19 protein-coding genes are annotated in these 22,410 nt (G+C 75.2%); 6 read left to right on the top strand and 13 right to left on the bottom strand.

What is annotated here, in order from left to right:
- The first annotated feature begins 20 nt into the window (after positions 1 to 20).
- Entirely contained in the window at positions 21 to 1,124 is a 1,104-nt protein-coding gene (locus tag K1Y72_RS17540) for a serine hydrolase domain-containing protein (protein WP_220167421.1), read from the top strand.
- Between the two features lie 12 nt (positions 1,125 to 1,136).
- Entirely contained in the window at positions 1,137 to 1,916 is a 780-nt protein-coding gene (locus K1Y72_RS17545; RefSeq protein WP_220167422.1) for a class I SAM-dependent methyltransferase, read from the top strand.
- Between the two features lie 64 nt (positions 1,917 to 1,980).
- Here the strand turns inward: K1Y72_RS17545 and K1Y72_RS17550 are convergent, their stop codons facing one another.
- Both K1Y72_RS17550 and K1Y72_RS17555 read right to left on the bottom strand, forming a co-directional pair.
- Positions 1,981 to 2,655, bottom strand: a complete 675-nt coding sequence (locus tag K1Y72_RS17550) for a GNAT family N-acetyltransferase (protein WP_220167423.1) — start codon at positions 2,653 to 2,655, stop codon at positions 1,981 to 1,983.
- Between the two features lie 7 nt (positions 2,656 to 2,662).
- Positions 2,663 to 4,321, bottom strand: a complete 1,659-nt coding sequence (locus tag K1Y72_RS17555) for an NsdA family TPR-like regulatory protein (RefSeq protein ID WP_258572605.1) — start codon at positions 4,319 to 4,321, stop codon at positions 2,663 to 2,665.
- Between the two features lie 407 nt (positions 4,322 to 4,728).
- On the opposite strand from K1Y72_RS17555, the gene K1Y72_RS17560 reads away from it, so the two are divergent.
- The 4 genes from K1Y72_RS17560 to K1Y72_RS17575 all read left to right on the top strand — a co-directional run bounded on the left by K1Y72_RS17560 (position 4,729) and on the right by K1Y72_RS17575 (position 8,484).
- Positions 4,729 to 5,097 carry a hypothetical protein gene (locus K1Y72_RS17560; RefSeq protein WP_308287118.1) on the top strand — a complete coding sequence of 123 codons (369 nt, stop codon included), beginning with the start codon at positions 4,729 to 4,731 and terminating at the stop codon, positions 5,095 to 5,097.
- A 302-nt stretch (positions 5,098 to 5,399) separates the two neighbouring features.
- Positions 5,400 to 6,443 (top strand): mechanosensitive ion channel family protein, encoded by a 1,044-nt coding sequence (locus tag K1Y72_RS17565; protein WP_220167424.1) that lies wholly within the window; start codon positions 5,400 to 5,402, stop codon positions 6,441 to 6,443.
- A gap of 76 nt (positions 6,444 to 6,519) precedes the next feature.
- On the top strand, positions 6,520 to 6,912 hold the full coding sequence (locus tag K1Y72_RS17570) for a globin (RefSeq protein ID WP_220167425.1): 393 nt from the start codon (positions 6,520 to 6,522) through the stop codon (positions 6,910 to 6,912).
- Between the two features lie 15 nt (positions 6,913 to 6,927).
- Positions 6,928 to 8,484, top strand: a complete 1,557-nt coding sequence (locus K1Y72_RS17575; RefSeq protein WP_220167426.1) for a glycoside hydrolase family 13 protein — start codon at positions 6,928 to 6,930, stop codon at positions 8,482 to 8,484.
- 104 nt (positions 8,485 to 8,588) lie between these two features.
- Here the strand turns inward: K1Y72_RS17575 and K1Y72_RS17580 are convergent, their stop codons facing one another.
- From K1Y72_RS17580 to cbiE, 11 genes are all read right to left on the bottom strand, one after another.
- Positions 8,589 to 9,029 carry an acyl-CoA thioesterase gene (locus K1Y72_RS17580; RefSeq protein ID WP_220167427.1) on the bottom strand — a complete coding sequence of 147 codons (441 nt, stop codon included), beginning with the start codon at positions 9,027 to 9,029 and terminating at the stop codon, positions 8,589 to 8,591.
- Between the two features lie 133 nt (positions 9,030 to 9,162).
- Entirely contained in the window at positions 9,163 to 10,827 is a 1,665-nt protein-coding gene (gene ettA, locus K1Y72_RS17585; protein ID WP_220167428.1) for an energy-dependent translational throttle protein EttA, read from the bottom strand.
- Positions 10,828 to 10,905: 78 nt separating this feature from the next.
- Positions 10,906 to 12,213: a sensor domain-containing diguanylate cyclase gene (locus K1Y72_RS17590; RefSeq protein ID WP_220167429.1), complete on the bottom strand. Its 1,308-nt coding sequence runs from the start codon at positions 12,211 to 12,213 to the stop codon at positions 10,906 to 10,908.
- Positions 12,214 to 12,811: 598 nt separating this feature from the next.
- Positions 12,812 to 14,473: an ABC transporter gene (locus K1Y72_RS17595; RefSeq protein WP_220167430.1), complete on the bottom strand. Its 1,662-nt coding sequence runs from the start codon at positions 14,471 to 14,473 to the stop codon at positions 12,812 to 12,814.
- Complete coding sequence (locus K1Y72_RS17600; RefSeq protein ID WP_308287119.1) at positions 14,470 to 16,470, bottom strand: GTPase family protein; 2,001 nt, start codon at positions 16,468 to 16,470, stop codon at positions 14,470 to 14,472. Before K1Y72_RS17600 ends, K1Y72_RS17595 begins: the two co-directional genes overlap by 4 nt.
- On the bottom strand, positions 16,467 to 17,705 hold the full coding sequence (gene cobA, locus K1Y72_RS17605) for a uroporphyrinogen-III C-methyltransferase (protein WP_220167431.1): 1,239 nt from the start codon (positions 17,703 to 17,705) through the stop codon (positions 16,467 to 16,469). Before cobA ends, K1Y72_RS17600 begins: the two co-directional genes overlap by 4 nt.
- A 154-nt stretch (positions 17,706 to 17,859) precedes the next feature.
- Entirely contained in the window at positions 17,860 to 18,954 is a 1,095-nt protein-coding gene (gene cobT / locus K1Y72_RS17610) for a nicotinate-nucleotide--dimethylbenzimidazole phosphoribosyltransferase (protein WP_220167432.1), read from the bottom strand.
- Between the two features lie 29 nt (positions 18,955 to 18,983).
- Positions 18,984 to 20,030 (bottom strand): Rv2231c family histidinol phosphate aminotransferase CobC, encoded by a 1,047-nt coding sequence (gene cobC / locus K1Y72_RS17615; protein WP_220167433.1) that lies wholly within the window; start codon positions 20,028 to 20,030, stop codon positions 18,984 to 18,986.
- Entirely contained in the window at positions 20,027 to 20,623 is a 597-nt protein-coding gene (locus tag K1Y72_RS17620) for a precorrin-8X methylmutase (RefSeq protein WP_220167434.1), read from the bottom strand. The genes cobC and K1Y72_RS17620 overlap by 4 nt, the downstream gene beginning before the upstream one ends.
- Complete coding sequence (locus K1Y72_RS17625) at positions 20,620 to 21,054, bottom strand: cobalamin biosynthesis protein (protein ID WP_308287120.1); 435 nt, start codon at positions 21,052 to 21,054, stop codon at positions 20,620 to 20,622. The genes K1Y72_RS17620 and K1Y72_RS17625 overlap by 4 nt, the downstream gene beginning before the upstream one ends.
- 122 nt (positions 21,055 to 21,176) lie before the next feature.
- Positions 21,177 to 22,406, bottom strand: coding sequence for a precorrin-6y C5,15-methyltransferase (decarboxylating) subunit CbiE (gene cbiE, locus K1Y72_RS37195; protein WP_220167436.1), 1,230 nt, complete (start codon positions 22,404 to 22,406; stop codon positions 21,177 to 21,179).
- Positions 22,407 to 22,410: the final 4 nt, after the last annotated feature.

The raw sequence follows: 22,410 nt of genomic DNA on the forward strand, positions 1-22,410 counted from the left end.
CGACCGGCGGAGGAGACGGCATGAGCGAACTGCGGGACATTCTGGACATCGACGGTGCGGTGGCCCTCGTGGCCGCCGGCGACGGCGTCGAGGTCGCGACACGGGGGGCCGACCGCGACACGGTGTTCCGCATCGCGTCGGTGACCAAGCCGATCGTCAGCGCGGCGGCGCTGACGCTGGTCGGCGACGGCACGCTCGGCCTGGACGAGCCCGTCACCGGGTGGCTGCCCGAGCTGGACGGCCTGCGGGTGGTGCGCACGCCGGACGCGCCGCTGGACGACACCGTCCCGGCGGCGCGCCCGATGACCGTCCGGGACGTGCTGGCGTCCCGGTGCGGCTACGGGCTGCCGGGCGACTTCGGGCTGCCCGCCGCGCAGGCCCTGTTCGACGGGCTGCAGCGGCACGTCCACGACCCGCAGGACGCGCCGCCGCCGGACGCGTGGCTGCGCCGGCTCGCGCAGCTGCCGATGGCGGCGCAGCCCGGCGAGGCGTGGCTGTACAACACCGCCTACGACGTCCTCGGCGTGCTCCTCGCGCGCGCCGCCGGGCGCCCGCTGCCGGAGGTGCTGGCCGAGCGGATCTTCGAGCCGCTCGGCATGGCCGGCACCGGCTTCGTCCTCCCGCCCGGCCGCGCGCTGCCGCTGCTCCGGCACGACGGCGCGGGCGGGCTCGCCGTCGCCGACCCGCCGGACGGGTCGTGGGCGGAGCCGGCCGCGTTCCCGGCGGGCAGCGCCGGGCTCGTCTCCACCGCCGACGACCTGCTGGCGTTCGGGCGCATGCTGCTCGGCGCCGGCCCGCGCGTCCTGCCGCCGGAGGCGGTCGCGCTGATGACCGCCGACCACACCACCGCCGCCGACCGCGCGGCGGGCCGGATCTTCCTCCAGGGGCAGGGCTGGGGGTTCGGCGGCTCGGTGGACGTCGCCGCCGTCGACCCGTGGAACGTCCCGGGTCGCTACGGCTGGGTCGGCGGCACCGGCACCGCGTTCCACGTGGTCCCGGCCACCGGCCTGGTGTCGGTGCTGCTCACCCAGGTGCAGCTGGCGGGCCCGTCCCCCACCCCGCTCATGCGCGCGTTCTGGACGCGCGCCGCGGGGGCCGCCCCCGGCCCCCGCATTGACATGTGATCGAATAAGGGGGTGCATCCGGCCCTGCTCGCGCGGATCTCGGCGCTGCTCGCCGACCCGCCCGCCGCCCCCGACCCGTCCGCGCCGTTCCTGGACCTGCTCGGCCCGGACACCGCGCCGCCGCCGACGCTCGCGCAGGTCGCGATGCAGTCCACGCTGCTGCCGCAGGTCTACGAGCGGCTGTGGCGGCCGCTCGCGTTCAACCTCGCCAAGGGCTGGCCGGCGGGCCCGAACACCGCCGCCGAGCACGCGCTCGCCCGCGCCTGGCTCGGCCTCGGCCGGCCCGGCGACGTCCGCAAGCCGGCCGCGACGGTGCTCGACGTGGCCTGCGGGCCCGGCAACGTCACCCGCGCCCTCGCCGCGGGCGTCGCCGAGAACGGCCTGGTCGTCGGGCTGGACGCGGCCGCCGGGATGCTGGAGCGCGCCGCCGCCGACACCCCCGGCGACGGCGTCGGCTACGTCCGCGGCGACGCCGCCGGCCTGCCGTTCGCCGACGCGTCCTTCGACGCGGTGAGCTGCTGCGGCGCGCTCTACCTGTTCGACGACCCGTGGCCGGCGGTCGACTCCATGGTGCGGGTGCTGCGCCCCGGCGGCCGGCTGCTGATCCTCACCTCGCGCCGCCCGTCGCTGCCGCTCTCGCGCGCCGGCGGCCGGCTGGTCGGCGCCCTCACCGGCGTCCGCCTCTTCGGCGACGACGAGATGCACGACGCCCTGGCCGACCGCGGCCTCACCGGCATCAAGCACCGCCGGTACCCGTTCCTCCAGGTCCTCGCCGCGCGCCGCCCGGACTGACCGGCCCGACCCGACCGGTCCGCGCGCGAGCCCCCCACGGCTCGCGCGCGGACCGGAACCCCGCTCAGTACAGGCGTTTCTCCAGGTAGACGTTGACGATGCCGCCGATGGTCTCCCGGCGGGTCCGCGTCCAGCCGAACCGGCGGTACAGGGCGAGCGCCGCCCGCTGCCGCTCGGTCGTGTCGGCCCGCAGCAGCCGGTAGCCGATCTCGGCGGCGCGCCGTTCCAGCGCCTCGACGAGGACGGCCCCGTAGCCGCGGCCCTGGAGGTCGGGGCGGACCCGCAGCCGGACCATCTCGGCGACGTCGGGACCGGAGTCGTCGAGGACCGAGCCGGGCAGGCCCGTCACCGCCCGGCCGCCGGCCGCGCGGGCCGAGCCGGCGGGCACGAGGTCGGCGCGGCGCAGCCCGCCCATCGCGACGATCTCGTCGCGGACCTCGCCGACGAGGAACTCGCCGCCGTTGCCGAGGTAGATCTCCTCCATCCGGAAGAAGTCGTGCTCGTAGTAGACGCCGTCGCCGGGCCGCAGCCCCACCTGGGCGAGGCCGGCGCGGTGCAGGTCGAGGACGGTCGGGTGGTCGGCGGCGCGGTAGCGGCGCAGCCGCAGGTCGCCGAAGGCCCAGGTGGGCGGTTCGGCGCGGAGCCGCACGAGCGCGGGCCGCTCCGGGTGCGCGGGGGGCAGCGGCAGCCCGCGCCGGGGCGTGTCCTCCGCGGACAGGTCGTGGTCGTGGGTGGTCATCGCCGGGTCAGACCTCGTCGCTCCGGCCGACCTGGCGCGGCGGCGCGGGCGCCGTCGGGCTCTTCACCCAGGGCCCCGCCATCGCCTCGTAAAAGGTGCGGAGCGCCGGGCTGTCGCCGTGCTTGGCGCGCACCGCCGCGCCGATCTGCAGGGCGCGGTGCACCAGGATGTCGGAGCGGTGCTCGGACGGCAGGTCGAGGATCGCCTCCTTCGCCCCGGCGAGCGCGGCGTCCGGTTCGCCCCCGTGCAACCGGCAGGACGCCCGGTCGAGCTTGACCAGGGTGAGGTCGACGCGGTCGGTCGGGTCGTAGAGGGTGAGCGCCCGGCTGAGGGTCTCGTCGCCCGCGCGGTGGTCGCCCAGGTTGGTGAAGGTGTCGCCCTCGTAGAAGGTCATCTGCCGGTCGGTGAAGCCGAAGACCAGGTCGCCGGTCTCGTCGCGGGACAGCTGGTCGAACACCGAGCGCCCGCGCACGAGGGCGCGGCGGGCGCCGGGGGCGGCGTCGCCGCGGCCGCGCAGGGCGAGCATGCCGAGGGCGCGCGCCTCGACGGCGGGCGCCATCGCGGCGGCCACGCTCGGGTCGCGGCCGGCGAGGTCCTGCGCCTTGCGGGCCAGGTGCAGCGCCTCGCGGGGGTCGCCGTAGTACATGGGGACGAGCGCCTCGCGGACGGTCACCCAGGCGCGCAGCTTGCGGTCGCCGGTCTCGTCGGCGGCCGACCGCGCGGTGCGGAAGAACGAGCGGGCCAGCCGGTGGTCGCCCAGGTTGATCATGATGAGGCCGGACAGCCCGGACAGCTGGGCGGCGATGCGGCAGAGCCGCTCCTGGAGGTCGACCGGCTGGCGCTTGTCCATCATCCGGCGGACCTCGCTGAAGTCCAGCAGCACGTCGCACAGCATGCGCAGCGACGGGGTGGCCTGGTACAGCTGGCCGTAACCGAGCGTGGTCTCCTCCCACTGGTCGAGCATGGTGGGCGACACGGTCGCGTTGACCAGCGTGTCGTCCATCTTGCGCCGCAGGTTGTCCACGGCACCCAGGAACTGGCCGTCGAGCGTCACGCCCGCCCCCGCCAGCAACTGCAGAAGGGTTCTACGAAGCACGATGTCCTCCTCTCCTACGTCGATCGTCACGGGGTCCGGGGCGCGGTCGAACCCCCGTTTCTCGGTGATGGCGGCCCAGGCCGCCTCGTCCGGGCGCGGCAGCAGGACCGACCCCACCAGGGGGGCCTCGTTCGCCGGCGCGACCCGGTCGGGCGCGCGGCCCGGGACCTCGGCGGGGGCCGCACCGGGCGGGGACGCGTGCGCGCGTCCGCAGATGCAGGGGTTCTGGTACCCGAGCCTGTCGGGCTCCACCCGGTAGACGACGCAGAGGTAGTGCAGGTACTCCGGCCCCGGCCGCTTGTAGCCGCTCTCGTACGCCGACAGCAGCGTCTCCCCGATCTTGGGCCGGGGCTTGCCGTCGACCTCGAACAGGGCCTGGACCTGGGCGACGATGTCGGAGAGCGCGACGCCGTGGGACAGGCGGTGCGCCTTGACCGCGCTGGTGCCGAACAGCGGCCCGCACTGATCGTGGATCTCCTGGGCGATCTCGGCGGGACCGCGCCCCCGCGCCAGGCCGTGCGCGCGTATGCGGCGGGCGATGTCCGTCTCTTTACGGGGGGGATCCGACATGCGCTTCCGGCCTCCTCGCCGCCGGCCCGGCCGGACGGCCTCGGGGAAGAGGGCCGTCGACCCGCCACGGCGGCCGGCTCTGATAGACGGCCACGACAGATGACTTCTCGCTGACAGAGCGTAACTCCCGCCCCGGGGCAGGCCAAGCGATTCCCGGGAAAGCCGGGCGGACCGGAAGGAGCACCCCATCCACAGGTAGAGGATTTTCCACCGCGGTAAAACGGGCCTCATCCCGCGGTGGGGGAATCCCCTCTTCCGCCGCCCGGGAGCGCCTTGACCCCCCAGTGTGGAACTTGCGATTCTCGCCCCGTGTAACAGCGCGGCATCAGAGAGTGGATCACACGGGAACGTCCGGAAAGGTCCTCGCGGCGGCGGTGACGCCGCCGGCATACGGAGGGGGTGCGCAGGTGGTCAGCGACCGACGCGTCTGCTACCTGGAGGAGCTGGAGCAGGCGCTCGACACGCGCGGGCTGGTCGCCCGCGTCGTCCGGACCCGCACGGGCCCGGCCTTCCTGCGGGTGGTGAACCCGGAGGCGGCGAGCCTCGCCGAGGACGTGACGTGCGCGCCCGCTCCCGAGTCGCACGATCACTACTACTGGTGGTCCTGGGGGGAGCGCATGCACCGGGTGGACGATCCCGGCGGCGCCGCCGTCAAACTGGCGCACGTGCTGCAGCCGCTGGAGCGGCAGCCGCGTGAGGCGTGCGCGCGGCGGGTGCAGGGCCCGCCGCGCCGGAGCCCGGATCTGGAGCTGGAACGGCCGTCGCGCCGTCCCTGAGCCGGACGTGTCCCGCGGGCCGTGGCCTGGAACGGCGCGGCAGCCGCGGATCCCGCGGGACACGTTCGTTCGTCCGCTGCGTGCACGGGCCCGGTGCGCGCGCCGTCCGCGCAGGACGGCGCGCGTGCCCGGGCCGGTGACCGGCGACCCGCCGCATCCCGGCCCCTCCCCGGTCGGGTCGTGCCACGCCGCCCGGCGATGTATGAACCTTTCGTCACCGTCCCCTACGATCGGTCCGTACCGCCGCAGACCCACGGCGATGTGACGCGACACCCACAACCGGCCGGGGAGGCTCTGCCCGCATGGTCCTCTCGTACGTCTCCTCGTACGTGTACTCGCTCGCCGCGTCGGCCGCCGCCGCGCCCGCGCCGACGCCCTCGCCGAGCCCGAGCACGCCCGAGCAGGCGTGCGCCCCGCACGATCCGAGCGTGGCCTGCCGGCTCGTCTGGAACGTGTCGAACAACTCCGGGGCGACGCGCTTCTACCGGACCTGGCTCGACCAGCCCCTCTACACCGTCTTCTGGATCGTCGTCACGTTCGTGGTGGCGCTCGTGCTGCGCCGCCTCGCGCACCGCATGATCACCAGGGTGACGGTGCGGATGGCCGAGGGCACCATGTCGGAGAAGACGCGGGAGAAGACCCGCACCCACTTCGACGGCAGCCCGGCGCTGCTGAACCAGCGGCGGGCGCTGCGCGCCAAGACGCTCGGCTCGGTCCTGAACAGCATCGCCTCCATCATCATCATGGGCACCGCCGCGTTCAGCATCCTCGGCTCGCTCGGGCTGAACCTGGCGCCGATCCTGGCGAGCGCGAGCGTCGTCGGCGTCGCGGTCGGCTTCGGCGCGCAGAGCATCGTCAAGGACTTCCTCGCCGGCCTGTTCATGCTGCTGGAGGACCAGTACGGCGTCGGCGACGTGATCAACGTCGGCGGCGCCAAGGGCACCGTCGAGGCGGTCACCCTGCGGGTCACCCGGATGCGCGACGTCAACGGCGTCGTCTGGTACGTGCCGAACGGCGAGATCAAGATGCTCGGCAACGAGTCGCAGAACTGGGGCCGCGCCGTCCTCGACATCCCGGTGGGCGTCGGCGAGGACGTCGAGAAGGTCAAGGAGACCCTGCAGGCCACCGCCGACAAGATGGCCGAGTCCGAGACCTGGGCGCACCTCATCCTGGAGGAGCCGTCGGTGTGGGGCGTGCAGGCGCTGGCCGCCGACGCGCTGATCATCCGCGTGGTGATCAAGACGGCGGCGGGCAAGCAGGGCGAGGTCGCGCGCGAGCTGCGCGAGCGGGTCAAGCTGGCCTTCGACGGCGCGGGCATCGCGGTCGTGACCCCGGCGGCGGGCTGACGCCGGCCGGAGGCCGCGATCTCCGGGGCCGATCGGCCCGCCCGTCCGGGCCGTCCTCACATAGGGTGGGAGCGCTATGGCTGAAGCTGAACAGGTGACCTTCTACGAAGCGGTCGGCGGCGAGGAGACCTTCCGCCGCCTGGTGCGCCGCTTCTACCAGGGCGTCGCGGACGACCCCCTCCTCCGTCCCCTCTACCCCGAGGAGGACCTCGGCCCCGCCGAGGACCGCCTCCGGCTGTTCCTGATCCAGTACTGGGGCGGCCCGAACACCTACAGCCGGGAGCGGGGCCACCCGCGCCTGCGGATGCGGCACGTCCCGTTCGTGATCGGGGAGGCCGAGCGCGACGCGTGGCTGCGGCACATGCGCGACGCCGTCGACGAGCTCGGCCTTCCCGACCAGCTCAGCGGCATGCTGTGGGACTACTTCACGATGGCCGCCCGCAGCATGGTGAACGCCCCGTCCGAATAGGGTAGAGCGCCTGGTATGACGCGAACCCCCTGGTGGCGCAATGCCGTCGTGTACGAGGTGTACGTCCGTAGTTTCGCCGACGCCGACGGGGACGGCGACGGCGACCTGCGCGGCATCACCGGCCGCCTCCCCCACCTGTGCGACCTCGGGGTCGACGCCCTCTGGCTCACCCCGTTCTACCGCTCCCCGCTCGCCGACGGCGGCTACGACGTCGCCGACTACCGCGACGTCGACCCGCGCTTCGGAACGCTCGCCGACCTCGACGCGCTGGTCGCCGGGGCGCACGAGCACGGCCTGAAGGTGATCGTCGACATCGTCCCGAACCACACCTCCGACCAGCACGCCTGGTTCCGGGAGGCCCTCGCCTCCCCGCCCGGCTCCCCCGCGCGCGAGCGCTACATCTTCCACGACGGCGTCCCCGGCTCCGACGACCCGCCGAACGACTGGCCGTCGGCGTTCGGCGGCCCCGCCTGGACGCGGCTGCCCGACGGGCAGTGGTACCTGCACCTGTACGCCGCCGAGCAGCCCGACCTCAACTGGCGCAACCCCGAGGTGCGGCGCGAGTTCGAGAGCATCCTGCGGTTCTGGCTGGACCGCGGCGTCGACGGGTTCCGCATCGACGTCGCCGCCGGACTGTTCAAGGACCTGTCGTTCCCCGACCTCGGCGACCGCAGCCGGCACGTCGTGAACGGCCCCATCTACAGCCGCCCCGAGGTGCACGAGGTGTACCGGGACTGGCGGCGCATCCTGGACTCCTACGACGACCGGATGGCGATCGGCGAGGTGTGGACCGACGGCCCCGAGGACCTCGCCCGCTACCTGCGGCCCGACGAGCTGCACCAGGTGTTCCAGTTCGACCTGCAGCTCGCGCCCTGGTCGGCGCCCGACTTCAGGCGCGTCGTCACCGACGCGATCGCCGCCGTGGACGCGACCGGCGCCGCCCCCACGTGGGTGCTGTCGAGCCACGACGCGGTCCGGCACGTCACCCGCTACGAGCAGCCGGCCGGCCCGCCCGGCGTCGGCCTCGCGCGCGCCCGCGCGGCGCTGCTGTTCGTGCTGGCGCTGCCGGGGTCGGCGTACCTGTACCAGGGCGAGGAGCTCGGGCTGCCCGAGGTGACCGACATCCCGGCGGACGCCCGCCAGGACCCCATCTGGAAGCGCACCGGCGGCAAGGAGGCCGGCCGCGACGGCTGCCGGGTGCCGCTGCCCTGGTCGGGCCAGAAGGAGCCCTACGGGTTCGGGCCGGAGGGCAGCCGCCCGTGGCTGCCGATGCCCGAGGCGTGGCGGACGCTGACGGCCGAGGCGCAGGAGGGCGACCCGGCGTCCACGCTGGCGTTCTACAAGGAGGCGCTGAAGCAGCGCCGCGCCCTCGTCCCCGACCTGCCGGCGCCGCTGTCCTGGGAGGAGACCGGCGACGAGCTGCTGGTGTTCCGGCGCGGCCCGCTCACCTGCGCGCTCAACTTCGGCGACCACCCCGTACGCCTGCCCGAGGGCCGCGTGCTCCTCGCCAGCGGCCCCCTGTACGGCGACCTGCTCCCCGGCAACGCGGCCGCCTGGCTCCTGGCGGACTGACCCCCCGACCCCCCGGTCACCGAAAGTCGAGATGCGGCGTGTTGCGCACTTCGACGATCGAAAGTGCGCAACACGCCGCATCTCAACGCGGGGTGACCGGGGGGTCAGACGTTCTGGGGGACGAGGAAGCGCCGCAGGAGCTCGCGCTCGTGGGGGTCGAAGCGGCGCAGCCGGCCGGCCGTGACGTCGAAGGCGACGAGGGTGGACGTCGCGGTCGCGTAGACGGTCTCGTCGTCGCGGACCTCGTAGGCGAGGCGGCAGGACGCGGCGCGCGCCTCGGTCACCCAGGTCTCCACCCGGACCGGGTACACCGTCGGCCCGAGCGGCACCTTGTAGTCGATCTCGTGCCGGGAGATCACCAGGCCGCGGACCGGCTCCTCGCCCTTGCGGACCGGGTCGCCGTGGAACATCTCCAGGCGCGCGTCCTCCAGGTAGCCGAGGAACTTGACGTTGTTGACGTGCCCCTGGGAGTCGATGTCGCCGAACCGGAGCTTGAACTCGTAGACGTGCCGGAAGTCGGCGGGCGGCGGGTCGGTGCGCGGCATGTCCTCACCAAGGGTCGGGGGCGCGGGGGTCGGCTCGATGCTACCCGGACGGATCACCGCGCAGCGGACAGGCCGAGGGACGCCGCCCCCTGACGGGGCACGGCGTCCCTGGTACGGCCGGACGTCCCGCGGGTCAGTCGCGGGTGAGCTTGCGGTGGGTGACGCGGTGCGGGCGGGCCGCCTCCGCGCCGAGCCGCTCGATCTTGTTCTTCTCGTAGTCGGCGAAGTTGCCCTCGAACCAGAACCAGTTCGAGCCCTCCTCCCACGCCAGGATGTGGGTGGCGATCCGGTCCAGGAACCACCGGTCGTGGGAGGTGATCACGGCGCAGCCGGGGAACTCCAGCAGGGCGTTCTCCAGGCTGGACAGCGTCTCGGTGTCCAGGTCGTTGGTCGGCTCGTCCAGCAGCAGCACGTTGCCGCCCTGCTTGAGGGTGAGCGCCAGGTTGAGGCGGTTGCGCTCGCCGCCCGACAGGACGCCCGAGGGCTTCTGCTGGTCGGGGCCCTTGAACCCGAACGCCGCGATGTAGGCGCGGGACGGCATCTCGACCTGGCCGACCTTGATGTGGTCGAGCCCGTCGGAGACGACCTCCCAGACGTTCTTCTTCGGGTCCAGGTTGCCGCGGCCCTGGTCGACGTAGGACAGCTGCACGGTCTCGCCGAGGCGGAGCGCGCCGGAGTCCGGCTGCTCCTCCCCGACGATCATGCGGAACAGGGTGGTCTTGCCGACGCCGTTCGGGCCGATGACGCCGACGATGCCGTTCGGCGGCAGGTTGAACGACAGGTGGTCCATCAGGACCCGGTCGCCGAAGCCCTTGGTGAGGTCCTCGGCGACGATGACGGTGTTGCCGAGGCGCGGGCCCGGCGGGATCTGGATCTCCTCGAAGTCCAGCTTGCGGGTCTTGGCGGCCTCGGACGCCATCTCCTCGTACCGCTGGAGGCGGGCCTTGCTCTTGGTCTGGCGGGCCTTGGGGTTGGACCGCACCCACTCCAGCTCGTCCTGGAGGCGCTTCTTGCGCTTGGCGTCCTTGTTGCCCTCGACCTTCAGCCGCTCGGCCTTCTTCTCCAGGTAGGTGGAGTAGTTGCCCTCGTAGGGGTGGCAGCGGCCGCGGTCGAGCTCCAGGATCCAGGTCGCCACGTTGTCCAGGAAGTACCGGTCGTGGGTGACGGCGAGCACGGTGCCCTCGTACTTGGCGAGGAACTGCTCCAGCCAGTTCACCGACTCGGCGTCCAGGTGGTTGGTGGGCTCGTCCAGCAGCAGCAGGTCGGGCGCCTCCAGCAGCAGCTTGCAGAGCGCGACGCGGCGGCGCTCGCCGCCGGACAGCGTGGTGACGTCGGCGTCGGGCGGCGGGCAGCGCAGCGCGTCCATGGCCTGCTCGAGCTGGCTGTCGAGGTCCCAGGCGTTGCGATGGTCGAGCTGCTCCTGCAGCTTGCCCATCTCCTCCATCAGCGCGTCGGAGTAGTCCGTCGCCATCTTCTCGGCGATCTCGTTGAACCGGTCGAGCATCGCCTTGGTCTCGGCGACGCCCTCCTCCACGTTCCCGAGGACGGTCTTGTCCTCGTTCAGCGGCGGCTCCTGCTGCAGGATGCCGACGGTGAAGCCGGGCATCAGCCGGGCCTCGCCGTTGGACGGCTGCTCCAGACCGGCCATCATCCGCAGCAGCGTGGACTTGCCGGTCCCGTTCGGTCCCAGGACACCGATCTTGGCGCCGGGCAGGAAGTGCAGGGTGACGTCGTCGAGGACGACCTTGTCGCCATGTGCCTTGCGCACACGCTGCATCGTGTAGATGTACTCGGCCATGGCGTCAAGACTAGAGCCTTCCCGGCGCCGTTCGGCACGGCCTGACAGGGCGGCCGGACGGGGCGGCCGGGCGCCCGGTCAGGCGTCCGGGGCGCCCTCGCCGCGCGGGGCGCGCGAGTCGTCGAGGGCGGGCAGGCAGACGCGGTCGCGGCCGGACTGCTTGGCCCGGTAGAGGGCGAGGTCGGCGGCGGCGAGCAGCTCGATGAGGTCGCCGCCGTGCATCCGGAACAGCGCGACGCCGACCGAGATCGTCACCCCGACGGTGCCGTCCTCGGCGGGCACCGCGAGGCGGCGGACCCGGCCGCGCAGCCGCTCGGCGACCCGGCACGCCTCGACGGTGTCGGCGCCGGGCAGCAGCACGACGAACTCCTCGCCGCCGAAGCGGCCGACCATGTCGTAGTCGCGGAGCTGGCCGAGCAGGGTGCTCGCGACGCCGACGAGGACCTGGTCGCCGACGAGGTGGCCGTAGGTGTCGTTGACCCGCTTGAAGTGGTCGATGTCGATGAGCAGCAGGGCGAGCGGGTCGTGGGTGCGCTGCGCGCGCGACAGCTCGGTGTCGGCCTCGCGCTGCCAGGCCGCCGCGTTGAGCAGGCCCGTCTTGGCGTCGGTGCGGGCCGCGGCCTGGAGCTGCTGGTGCATGAGGCTGCGCTGGAGCAGCACGACCGGGGGCAGCGCGAGCGCGAGCATCCCGAGGGCGAGGGCGGAGGTGACGGTGACGAGGACGCCGACGCAGAGCTCGACGACGTCCAGGGTGAGGCTCTCGCGGTTCCACAGCACGTCGCGCCAGGTGGCCTCGGGGCCGGCGGCGTGCGCGGCGACCGCCACGATCAGGGTGTTCAGCACCGCGAACAGCGCCGCGCAGGCCACCGCGAGGGGGATGCCGGGCCAGCCCTCGACGACCCAGCCGGGGGCGCCGGCCCGCGACTCGGGCACCACCGAGTGGAACACCACCGACGCGGCGGCGCCCGACAGGCCGAGCGCGGCCGTCACCAGGACCCGCCGGTACAGCAGCGTCCGGCGCACCCGGAACTGGAGCAGCACCTGCAGCGGGATCGGGATGAGCAGCGCGTAGAGCGGCGGCAGCAGCAGCGCGACCGGCACCCACCAGGCCGACAGCAGGTCGCGGGCGACGCCGGCCGGCATGCCGAGCCGCCGGGACGCTTCGATGCAGACCGCGCCACACGCCAGGAGCGCACCAAAAGTCAGTAGATCATCGAGGTGCGGCGCGGTCCGCGGCAGCGCCACGACGATCAGCGCGAGGTGCACCGCGACGACGGTGGGCACGTACCCGCCGAGCAGCGACGGCCGGCCCCGAACCCCTTGCCGCGGGGGCCTGCGGGCCAGCTCGCCGCCCCGGTCCCCGGCGGACGACTGCACTGCCGTCATCCTTGCCCCCTCGATATCACGGTGGGTAACACGATAGTTGCAGCATGTGCGGACCGGTTCGGAAACCGGTACCTTCGATAACGCACACGTGGGTGGCCACTGTGGTCTCTCACCGCAGGACCTGCGATTGCGCAGGTCCTCCGCGAAACCGGAGGGGGAGAACAGCATGCGCGGCGTTTCCTGGATCTAACGCGGCCGCAACCCCGACGGCGCGGGGGCGCCGGCCGGCAGCGGCGCTGCCGCGACGCCCCCGCCACCGAGGGCCGGTCCCGGATGGGGGCCGCGATCGCCGCCCCGCCCCGCGCGGAGGACACGGCCCGCGGCCAGGGCTCTCCGTCCGGCCCTCACCCTCGCCTCGCGCCTCCCCGTTCCGCACCGCCCCCCTCCCCTCCGCAGCGCCGTCGGCCCCGTCCCGGGGACTTCCCGAACGCGGCTCATGATTACTCAGCGTACATCTTCCTTTACGAAAATGGGAACATCCTCGTCATGTCCATGCGGTGAGGACCGGCTGCCCCCGCGCCCACCGGGGCGGGAACGCCGGCGGCCCCGCGGGCGCGGACGCCTGCGGGGCCGGACGGGAGAGCGGGGAGGGGCGGGTTCAGCCGCGCAGCGCGGCGGCGTCCTTGCGGAACTGCGCGTAGACGGCGAGCTCGTCGGCGATCGGCTTCAGCACCTTGGCCTCGGCGACCCGCTCGATGCTGTCGAGCATGTGCCGCTCCATCCGCTCGCCGTGGTTGGCGGACTGCAGCGCGACCATGTTCCGGCACGCCAGGTTCGTCAGGTAGCCCATGCCGAGCGTGCACACGGCGAGGACCGCGACGTAGGGGATGAGGCCCGCGTCGCCGATCAGCCCGTTCGCGCCGTCGCCGCCGGCGCCGAACACCCCGTAGGCGACGAGCAGCCCGATCCACAGGACGCAGAGCGCGGTGGCGAGGACGAGGAAGTACTGCCAGGTCTTGATCAGCCACCACCAGCGCGGCACCTGGTTGAACGTCGGCAGCGCGTCCTTCAGCGCCTCGCCGAGGTCCTCGGGCAGCTCGCCGGCGTGCCGGCGGGCGGCAGCGCGCACCGCCCGCGCCCACGGGGGCGGCAGCGTGCCGGTGACGGTCTCGGCGACGGCGGCGAGGGCGTTGTCGACGTCGCCCTGCTGCGCGCCGACCGGGCCGGTGAAGGCGTTGCGCAGCTCCTCGCGGAGCTCGCCGAGCCGCATCCGGCGCAGCGGGTCGCTGCGCAGCCGGTCGGCCAGGGACGCGACCGGCCAGCCGACGAAGTCGGCGGCGCGCAGCTCGTAGGCGCTCTCCATCGCCTCGGCGACGGCGGGCGCCCCGGCGGCGTCGGTCAGCTCCTCGACGAGGGCGGCGCGGGCGGGCGCGGGCACCCCGGCGGGCGGCTCGTCCGCGCCGCTCTGCCCGGCGAACCGCTCGGCCAGCCGGTCGAGGTCGGTGGTGATGCGCTGGGCGCGGGCGCGGCGCGCGGCGACGGTGTCGACGAGCACCTCGCGGAAGCCGAGGACGCCGTCCGGGCTCGCCGCCGACGCCGTCACGATGCGCGGGTCGGCGAGGCCCTCGGCCTGGAGGAGGCGGCGCAGGTCGGCGACGCAGTCGTCGACCTCCTCGGGCTGGAGCCGGTCCACCTGGTTCAGCACGATGAGGGTGACGCCGGCGTAGCGGGCGAACGGCACGATGTAGTCGCGGTGCAGCGCGGCGTCGGCGTACTTCTGCGGGTCGACGACCCAGACGAGCAGGTCGGCGATGGTGACGAAGCGGTCGGCCTCGGCGCGGTGCTCGGCGCGGATCGAGTCGTGGTCGGGCAGGTCGAGCAGGACCAGGCCCTGCAGCGAGGTGTCGGAGCGGGCCGTGTCGAGCGCGCTCGCCCGCGCGTAGCGGTGCCGCTTGTCGACGTCGAGCCAGTCCAGCAGCGGCCCGGCGCCGTCCAGGCCCCACACGCAGGCGTGCGCCTTGGAGGTCATCGGGCGGCGCAGCCCGGTCGGCGACAGCTCCAGCCCGCAGATGGCGTTGAACAGCGTGGACTTGCCGCTGCCGGTGCCGCCGGCGAGGGTGACGACGGTGTGCTCGCCCGACAGCCGGAGCCGCTCCCCGGCCCGGTCGAGCAGCGCGCCCGCCTCGTCCAGCAGCCGCGGGTCGAGGCGGCCGCCGCCGAGGCGCAGCATGTCGTCGAGCGCGTCGAGGCGGCCGGTGACGTCGGCGGCCTCGGCCGCTCCTGGATCTGCCGGGGTGGCGGGCATCGCCGCAGTGGTCATCGGGCGACCTCGAGGTGGTGGGCGGCCTGGCGGAGCCGGACCGGGACGGTCTCGTCGGGGATGCCGGCCGAGTCGAGCGCCTGCCCGAACCGGATGGCCTCCTCGTCGAACAGCATGCCGATGCGGCTGCGCAGGTCGGCGCGGGCCTTGGCGCCCATGCCGCGCAGCGACTCGGCGCCGAACAGCGCCCGCAGGAGGCGCTGCGGGACGGCGCTGTTGCCGCTCTCCACGCTCACCTCCGAGGTGCCGTAGCCGAGCAGGCCGATCATGAGGACCAGCGCGAGCGCCTCGGGGTCGAAGGAGACGAGCTTGGCGACCGACCGCTTGGTGACGCCCTCGGTGCGGACGAGCTCCTGGACGTGGTCCTGCCAGGAGCTGACGGCGCGGGTGACGCGCCGCGACAGCTCCGGCGAGGCGGTGCCGAGCGCGGCGGCGGGCACCTTGGCCATCACCTGGTCGCCGACCGGGTGGGCGCGCCAGGAGGCGAGGACCTGCTCGGCGGCGTGCTCGGCCGACGACAGGATCAGCGACTCCAGGCCGGCCCGCAGCGCCGCCTTCAGCGCGCGGACCCGGCTCGGCGCGGTGCGGCGCCGGCTGGACTTGCGGGCGAACGGGGAGCGGCTGCGCCGCACGTGCAGGGCGCGCATGAGGTCGCCGGTGCCGGCGAAGTCCTGCCAGCGGGCGAGGACCTCGCCGCGCAGCAGCGAGCCGTTGCGGGTCGCCTCGTCCAGCTCGGCGAGCGCGGTGCCGTAGGACGACTCGACCAGGCGGCCGAGCTCGGCGCGCTGCTCCACCTGCGCCTCCACCTGCGCGGCGATCTCGGGGACGCGGGTGCGGAAGCTGTCCAGCACCGCCGCGAGGGTGTCCTCCACGACGATCTCGCGGTCCTCGACGTCGCCCGCGACCCCGAGGAGCCAGGCGCGGATGTCCTCGATGCTCTCCTCGGGGAGGCGGCTGTCCTCGATGCGGGTCTCGGGGATGGTGAAGCGGCGGGTGTCGCCGACCTCGTGCTCGCCGAGCATGGCGTTGAAGTGCTCGACGACCTCGGCGCCCGCGCCCTGCGGGACGCGCGACAGCACGACGCCGATGGTGGCGCCGTTGTCGCGGGCCCTCTCCAGCATCTGCCAGACCTGCGCGTCGGCGTAGCGGGCGGCGGTGGTGACGCAGAGCCAGAGGTCGGCGGCCGCCATCAGCTTGGTCGCGAACTCGTAGTGGTCCTCGAAGACCGAGTCGAAGTCGGGGCTGTCGAGCAGCGCGAGGCCGGGCGGCAGGGTGTCGCTGGCGATGACGACGAGCTGGTCGCCGGCGATGGCGTCCGGCGCCGGGCCCCGCACGCGGCCCATGCCCGGCAGCATCGGGCCCTCCATGAACCAGTCGGTGTGGTCGGGGTGGCAGACCAGGATGGGGCTGGAGGTGGTCGGGCGGAGCACGCCGGTGGCGCTGACGCGCGACCCCACCAGGGTGTTGACCAGGGTGGACTTGCCGGCGCCGGTGGAGCCGCCGAGGACGACCAGCAGGGGGGTGCCGGCGGCCTGGACGCGGGGCAGCACGTAGTCGTCGAGCTGGTTGTGGAGTTCGAGGCGGGCCTCGCGGGCCGCCTCGACGCCGGGGATGTCGAGGACGAGGTCGACGGCGTCGAGGCTGTCGCGCAGCAGGTCGAGGGCGCGCGTCAGCTCGCCGCGCCGCACCGGGGCGGCGGGCTCCGCTTCGGGCTCGGCGTCGGGCTCCGGCTCGGCGTCGGGCTCGGGTTCCGGGTCGACGTCCGCAGGGGTGTCCTCGGGGGCGTCCGCGGGCTCGTCGGGAGCCTCGGCCGGGCCCTCGGCCGGGCCCTTGCCGGAGTCCTTGCCCTTGGCACGCCGGGAGCGCCGCGTGGACGCGCCGCGGTGCTTGGCGCCCGCCACGCGGCGGTCGCCCTCGGCGGGCACGTCGGGGGCGGCGGGGCCGTCCTGCCCCGTCTCCTCGTCGTGAACCGCGCTCTGCTCTGCCGGGGGTGTCACGGATCCCGTCCCAAGTCCGCTCGAAGAGTGTCGATCTCGCGTGCCACCGCGACCACGTCGCCGACGACCACGATGGCCGGCGGCCGCACGCCGGCTTCGGCCATCGCGGCGGCGACGGTGCCGAGCGTGGCGGTCAGCGTGCGCTGGCCGGGCAGCGTACCGTTCTGGATCACGGCCACGGGGGTGCCGGCGGCCCGCCCGTGCCCGACGAGCGCGTCGGCGATCAGGGCCATCCGCTCGACCGACATCAGCAGCACCAGGGTGCCCTGCGAGGCCGCGAGGGCGGCCCAGTCGACGGTCGACTCGGGGTGGCCGGGCGGCACGTGCGCCGACACGACATGGAACTCCTGGGAGACGCCGCGGTGCGTCACCGGGACGCCCGCGGCGCCCGGCACCGCGACGGCGCTGGTGATGCCCGGGACGACCGTCACCGGGATCCCATGCCGGGCGCAGTGCAGCGCCTCCTCGCCGCCGCGGCCGAAGACGAACGGGTCGCCGCCCTTCAGCCGCACGACGAACCTGCCCTGCCGGGCGTGCTCGACCAGGTGGTCGTTGATGCGGTCCTGGGCGACCGTGCGCCCGTAGGGGATCTTGGCGGCGTCGATGACCTCGACGTCGGCGGCCAGCTCGTCCAGCAGCTCGCGGGGGGCGAGGCGGTCGGCGACGACCACGTCGGCCTGGGCGAGGAGCTGGCGGCCGCGCACGGTGATCAGCCCGGGGTCGCCGGGGCCGCCGCCGACGAGCGCGACGCCGACCGGCTTGCGGCGCGAGTGCCGCGACTCCAGGGCGCCGTCGCGCAGGCCGTCCACGACGGCGTCGCGGAGGCCGGCGGCGCGGCGCGGGTCGCCGTTGGCGAGGACGCCGACGGTGGTCTCCCCCACCTGGCCGCTCGCCGGCGTCCAGCCGGGCGAGGCGTCGGCGTCGTCGGCGCGCACCGACCAGACGTGCAGCTCCTCGGCCTCGGCGACGACGGCGGCGTTGACCTTGCCGTCGTCGGTGACCGCCTGGACGAGCCACGCGCCCGCGCAGTCGCCCGCCGCGAAGGGGCGGCGGTGCCACTCGACCCGGCCGTCCGCGATGAGGTCCTCCAGCGAGGGCGTCACCTCGGGCGAGACGAGCACGACCCGGGCGCCCGCCGCGAGGAGGGCGGGGACGCGGCGCTGGGCGACCCGGCCGCCGCCCACGACGAGGACGCGGCGGCCGCCGAGTCGCAGGCCAAGGAGGTACGGGGGCACGTGGTTCGCTCTCTCGATCGGGCTCTCGGGGTCGTTCGCGGACGCCGGTGACGGACCGCGTCTTTGCGGATTAAAGGTACTCGGCTCGACAAGTCCTTGGTGAGACCCCCCGGCCAGTCGATAGCCGACGGTGACTCATACCGTGATCATGTCGTTACACCTGGGACGGTTTATCGCTCACCCCCGCGGCGTCGAAGGTGGCGACCTCGTGCAGCACCCGGACGGCGCCCTGGACGAGCGGCAGCGCGAGCAGCGCACCGGTCCCCTCGCCGAGGCGCAGTTCCAGGTCCACCAGAGGGCGCAGCCCCAGGTGGGCGACTGTAGCGGAATGTCCGGGTTCGACCGAACGGTGGCCCGCCACGCAGGCGCCGAGGGCGTCCGGGGCGAGGGCGGCGGCGGCCAGCGCGGCCGATCCGGCGATCACGCCGTCCAGCACGACCGGGACGCGCAGCGCGGCGGCGCCGAGCACGAACCCGGCGAGCGCGGCGTGCTCCAGGCCGCCGACGGCGGCGAGCACGGCGAGCGGGTCGGCGCCCTCGGGGGCGCCGCCGGTCAGGCCGTGCCGGGCGAGCGCCGCCTCGATCACGCCGATCTTGCGCGCGTGGGTGGCGTCGTCGATGCCGGTGCCGCGGCCGGTGACCTCGGCGGGCGGCAGGCCGGTGAAGGCGGCGACGAGCGCGGCGGACGCGGTGGTGTTGGCGATGCCCATGTCGCCGGTGAGCAGGGCGCGGGCGCCGCCGTCCACCAGGTCGCGGGCGACGGCGATGCCGGTCTCGACGGCGGCGCGGGCCTGCTCGGGCGTCATCGCCGGGCCCGCCGTCATGTCGGCGGTGCCGGGGGCGATCTTGCGGTCCAGCAGGCCGGGCGCATCGGCGAGGCCCTCGGGCAGGGCGGTGGCGACGCCGACGTCGACGACGGTGACGGTGGCGCCGACCTGGCGGGCGAAGGCGTTGACGACGGCGCCGCCGGCCAGGAAGTTGGCGACCATCTGCGCCGTCACCTCCTGCGGCCAGGGCGTGACGCCCCGCGCGTGCACGCCGTGGTCGGCGGCGAAGACCGCGACGGCGGCGGGCTCGGGCAGCGGCGGCGGGCACGTCCCGGCGAGCCCGGCGAGGCGCACCGACAGCTCCTCCAGCACGCCGAGGCTGCCGGGCGGCTTGGTGAGGCGGGCCTGGAGGTCGCGGGCGTCGCGCATGGCGGCCTCGTCCAGGGGCCGGATGGCGGCGAGGGTGTCCTCGATGGTGTGCACGTCGTCCTTTCGGGGGCGGGGGGCGGGGGTCAGATGCCGAGGTCGGCGAGGGCGGCGAGCAGCGCGCCGTTCGCGGCGCGGTCGCGGACGGCGACGCGCAGCCAGTCGGGGCCGAGGCCGGGGAAGGTGTCGCCGCGCCGCACGGCGATGCCGCGCTGGCGGAGCAGGGCGCGGATGCCGAGCGCGTCGGGCACCCGCAGGCAGAGGAACGAGGCGCGGGCCTCGGGCACGACGTACAGGCCGCGGGCGGTGAGCTCGGCGGCGAGCCGGTCCCGCTCGGCGCCCATCCCGGCGGCCCAGGCGTCGGCCTCGGCGACGGCGGCGGGGGCGCTGCACGCCTCGATCGCGACGAGCGCGGGCGTGGACACCGCCCAGAGCGGCTGCGCCTCGGCGAGCCGGGCGACCAGCGCGGCGGGGCCGAGGACGTAGCCGGCGCGGAGCCCGGCGAGGCCCCAGGTCTTGGTGAGGCTGCGCAGCACCACGACGCCGGCGGGCAGCCGCCCGGCGAGGCTCTCGGGCTCGCCGGGCACGCAGTCCATGAACGCCTCGTCGACCACGACGGTGCGGCCGGGGCGGGCGAGGGCGGCGACCGCCGAGGCCGGGTGCAGCACCGACGTCGGGTTCGTCGGGTTGCCGATCATGACGAGGTCGGCGGCGTCCGGCACGTCCGCCGGGTCGAGGACGAAGTCCTTGCCGAGCACGACCCGCTCCACCCGGTGCCCGGCGGCGCGCAGCGCGGCCTCGGGCTCGGTGAACTGCGGGTGGACGACGACGGCGTGCTGCGGCTCCAGGACGCGGGCGAGCAGCACGAACGCCTCGGCGGCGCCCGCCGTCAGCAGCACCTCGCCGTCCGCGCGGCCGTGGCGGCGCGCCACCGCGAGGCGGGCGGCCGCCGGGTCGGGGTAGGCGGCGACGTCGGCGACGGCGTCGCGGAGCAGCGCGGCGAGCCAGGGCGGCGGGGTGCCGGCGCGGACGTTGACGGCGAAGTCGGCGAGGCCGGCGCCGACCTCGGTGTCGCCGTGGTGGCGCAGGTCGGGTTCGGGGACGGTCGCCCCGTGGGGCTCGGGCGGGGTCACCGGGGGCCGTCCTCGTGGTAGAGCAGCGCGTTCACGGCGGCCGCGGCGACCGCCGAGCCGCCCTTCTCCGAGACGTTGGACAGCTGCGGCAGGCCGCTGTCGCGCAGCGCCCGCTTGGCGGCGGCGGCGCCGACGAAGCCGACCGGCAGCCCGACGACGAGGGCGGGCCGCACCTTCCGGTCGATGATCTCGTGCAGGGCGGCGGGCGCGGATCCGACGACCCAGACGGCGCCCGGCCCGACCTCGGCGTAGGCGAGCCGGATCGCGGCGGCCTCCCGGCTGATGCCGGCGGCCCGCGCGAGCCGCCCGGCGGCCGGGTCGCCGAGGTGGCAGATCGCCGGCCGGGCGGTGATCCCGGCGACGACCATGCCCTCGTCGGCGACGACGGGCGCGCCCGCGCGCAGCGCCGCCAGGGCGGTCTCCAGGTCCTCCTCGCGGGTGACCAGGTCGATGGCGTACTCCAGGTCGGCGCTCACGTGGATGATCCGTTCGGTGACCGCCCGCCAGAGCGGCGGCATCGGCGCCAGGTCCACCCGGGCGCGCAGGATCTCGTAGGACCTGACCTCGATGGGATGGGGCCGGCGGACCGTCACCGGGCCTCCTCGGCTGATCGTCGGGGCGGGGGGCACCAGGGTGGCACGGGCGCGCGCAGCCGCGCGACGGCGACGGTGACGCCCCCGCCAGGCCGCTTCGGCACGACGAGGTCCCCGCCGCCCCCGAGGACGCCGGCGGCGTGCAGCGCGGCGGCCTCGGCGACGCTCGGCGTCCCGGCGTGCCCGCGGACCGTCTCCGAGGGGTTCGGGACGGGCACGGACGCCAGCGTCCCGGCCGGGTAGGCGAGGACGTCCCAGCCGCGCGCGCGGGCGGCGGCGGCGATCTCCGGGCGGTCCTCGCGGGTGGCGACCGCGCGGACGGCGGCGGGCGCGAGCGCGGCCGCACGGAGCACGGCGTCGATCAGCGCGCCGATCTCGGCGGCGCCCGCCGCGCGCCGCGCGCCGACCCCGACGACGAGGCCGCCCCGCACGGATCCCGCCGGCCCTGACCACCCGGTCGCCGTCCGTTGAGATGCGGCGTGTCGGCCGTCTTCGATCTCCGTGGAGGCCAACACGCCGCATCTCAACGTGGTCCGGGCACGGTCGCCGATCCTCATCCCGCCTCTCCCCCGCCGATGCCGTCGAGCCCGATGGTCTCGATCGGGCGGGACGGCGCGGCGGCCGGTCGCGGCGCCGCGGGAGCGTCCCGCTCGCCCCACACAACGAACGGGCCGCCGGCGGCGTCCCCGCCCGCGGCCAGCACGGACGTGACGAATCCCTCGTCCCGCAGCGCCTCGGCGGCGGGATCGGGGTCGTCCGCAACGGTCACGACGGTCCGCAGCGCGCGCGCTGCGCAGGCCCGCACGACGCCGGGGCCGCCCGCGCCCGCGAACACCGCGTCGGGGTCGGGCAGGTGGTCCAGGACGGCGGGCGCGGTGCCCATGGACACCGCCACCTTCACCTCGTGCGCGCGCACGTTCGCGCGGATCGCCGCGCAGGCCGCCGCGTCGCGGTCCACGGCGACGGCGGCCGCGCCGAACCGGGCGCACTCGATCGCGATCTCGCCGCGACCCGCGCCGACGTCCCAGACCAGGTCGCCGATCCGGGGGCCGAGCCGGGCCAGCACGAACGCGCGCAGCAGCGGCGGCACGCGGGCGGGGCCGGGCGGCGCGAAGGCGTCGTCGGGCAGCGCCCAGCCGGGCGGTCCCGGGCGACCGCCGGCCAGCCACGACGGGCCGCCGAGCGCCCGGCGCGGGTCCAGGACGAGGACGATCTCCGGGTCGTTCCAGGGGCGCGTGGTGGCCTCGGCGGGCCGCACGTGCACGACCCGCTCGGCGGGGCCGTCCAGGTCCTCGCAGACCACGAACGCGCGGGGCGTCTGCGGGAACAGGGCGCGGGCCAGCTCGGCGGGACCGGCGCCGGGCGCGGTCAGCACGGCGACCTTGGGGAAGGCGCGGCAGGCGTTCACCGCGCGGCGCAGCGCGCCGTCCCCGGCCGCCGAGACGATCACGGCGTCGTCCCAGGGCAGCGCGGCGCGGGCGAAGGCACGGGCGGCCGAGGACGCGGCGGGCAGCACGCGGGGCCGGTGGCCGGCCGCGCGCAGCGCCCGCAGCGTCCCGGACAGGCCGGGGTCGCCGGGGACGACGAGGACGACCTCGCCGTCCTCGGCCGCCGCGCCGATCTCGGCCAGCAGGTCCCCGGCGGGCGGGCCGTGCAGAGGGCGGGCGGCGGCCGGGAGGTCCGCGAGATGGCGGGGGTCGGCGAGGACGAGGACGGCGGTGGCCAGGAGGGCGCGGGCGGTGTCGGGGAGCGGCGCGGCGTCCCGGCCGATGACGGTGATCACCGCA

Origin of the sequence: Actinomadura parmotrematis, from assembly GCF_019458805.1 — a bacterium.
Lineage (GTDB): Bacteria > Actinomycetota > Actinomycetes > Streptosporangiales > Streptosporangiaceae > Spirillospora > Spirillospora parmotrematis.

Excerpts from the sequence above, each read along its gene's own strand:
- K1Y72_RS17550 (WP_220167423.1), bottom strand. The coding sequence starts at position 2,655 with ATGACCACCCACGACCACGACCTGTCCGCGGAGGACACGCCCCGGCGC.
- K1Y72_RS17580 (WP_220167427.1), bottom strand. The coding sequence starts at position 9,029 with ATGCCGCGCACCGACCCGCCGCCCGCCGACTTCCGGCACGTCTACGAG.
- K1Y72_RS17570 (WP_220167425.1), top strand. The coding sequence starts at position 6,520 with ATGGCTGAAGCTGAACAGGTGACCTTCTACGAAGCGGTCGGCGGCGAG.
- K1Y72_RS17595 (WP_220167430.1), bottom strand. The coding sequence starts at position 14,473 with ATGACCACTGCGGCGATGCCCGCCACCCCGGCAGATCCAGGAGCGGCC.
- K1Y72_RS17565 (WP_220167424.1), top strand. The coding sequence starts at position 5,400 with ATGGTCCTCTCGTACGTCTCCTCGTACGTGTACTCGCTCGCCGCGTCG.
- K1Y72_RS17540 (WP_220167421.1), top strand. The coding sequence starts at position 21 with ATGAGCGAACTGCGGGACATTCTGGACATCGACGGTGCGGTGGCCCTC.
- K1Y72_RS17590 (WP_220167429.1), bottom strand. The coding sequence starts at position 12,213 with ATGACGGCAGTGCAGTCGTCCGCCGGGGACCGGGGCGGCGAGCTGGCC.
- K1Y72_RS17575 (WP_220167426.1), top strand. The coding sequence starts at position 6,928 with ATGACGCGAACCCCCTGGTGGCGCAATGCCGTCGTGTACGAGGTGTAC.
- ettA (WP_220167428.1), bottom strand. The coding sequence starts at position 10,827 with ATGGCCGAGTACATCTACACGATGCAGCGTGTGCGCAAGGCACATGGC.
- K1Y72_RS17555 (WP_258572605.1), bottom strand. The coding sequence starts at position 4,321 with ATGTCGGATCCCCCCCGTAAAGAGACGGACATCGCCCGCCGCATACGC.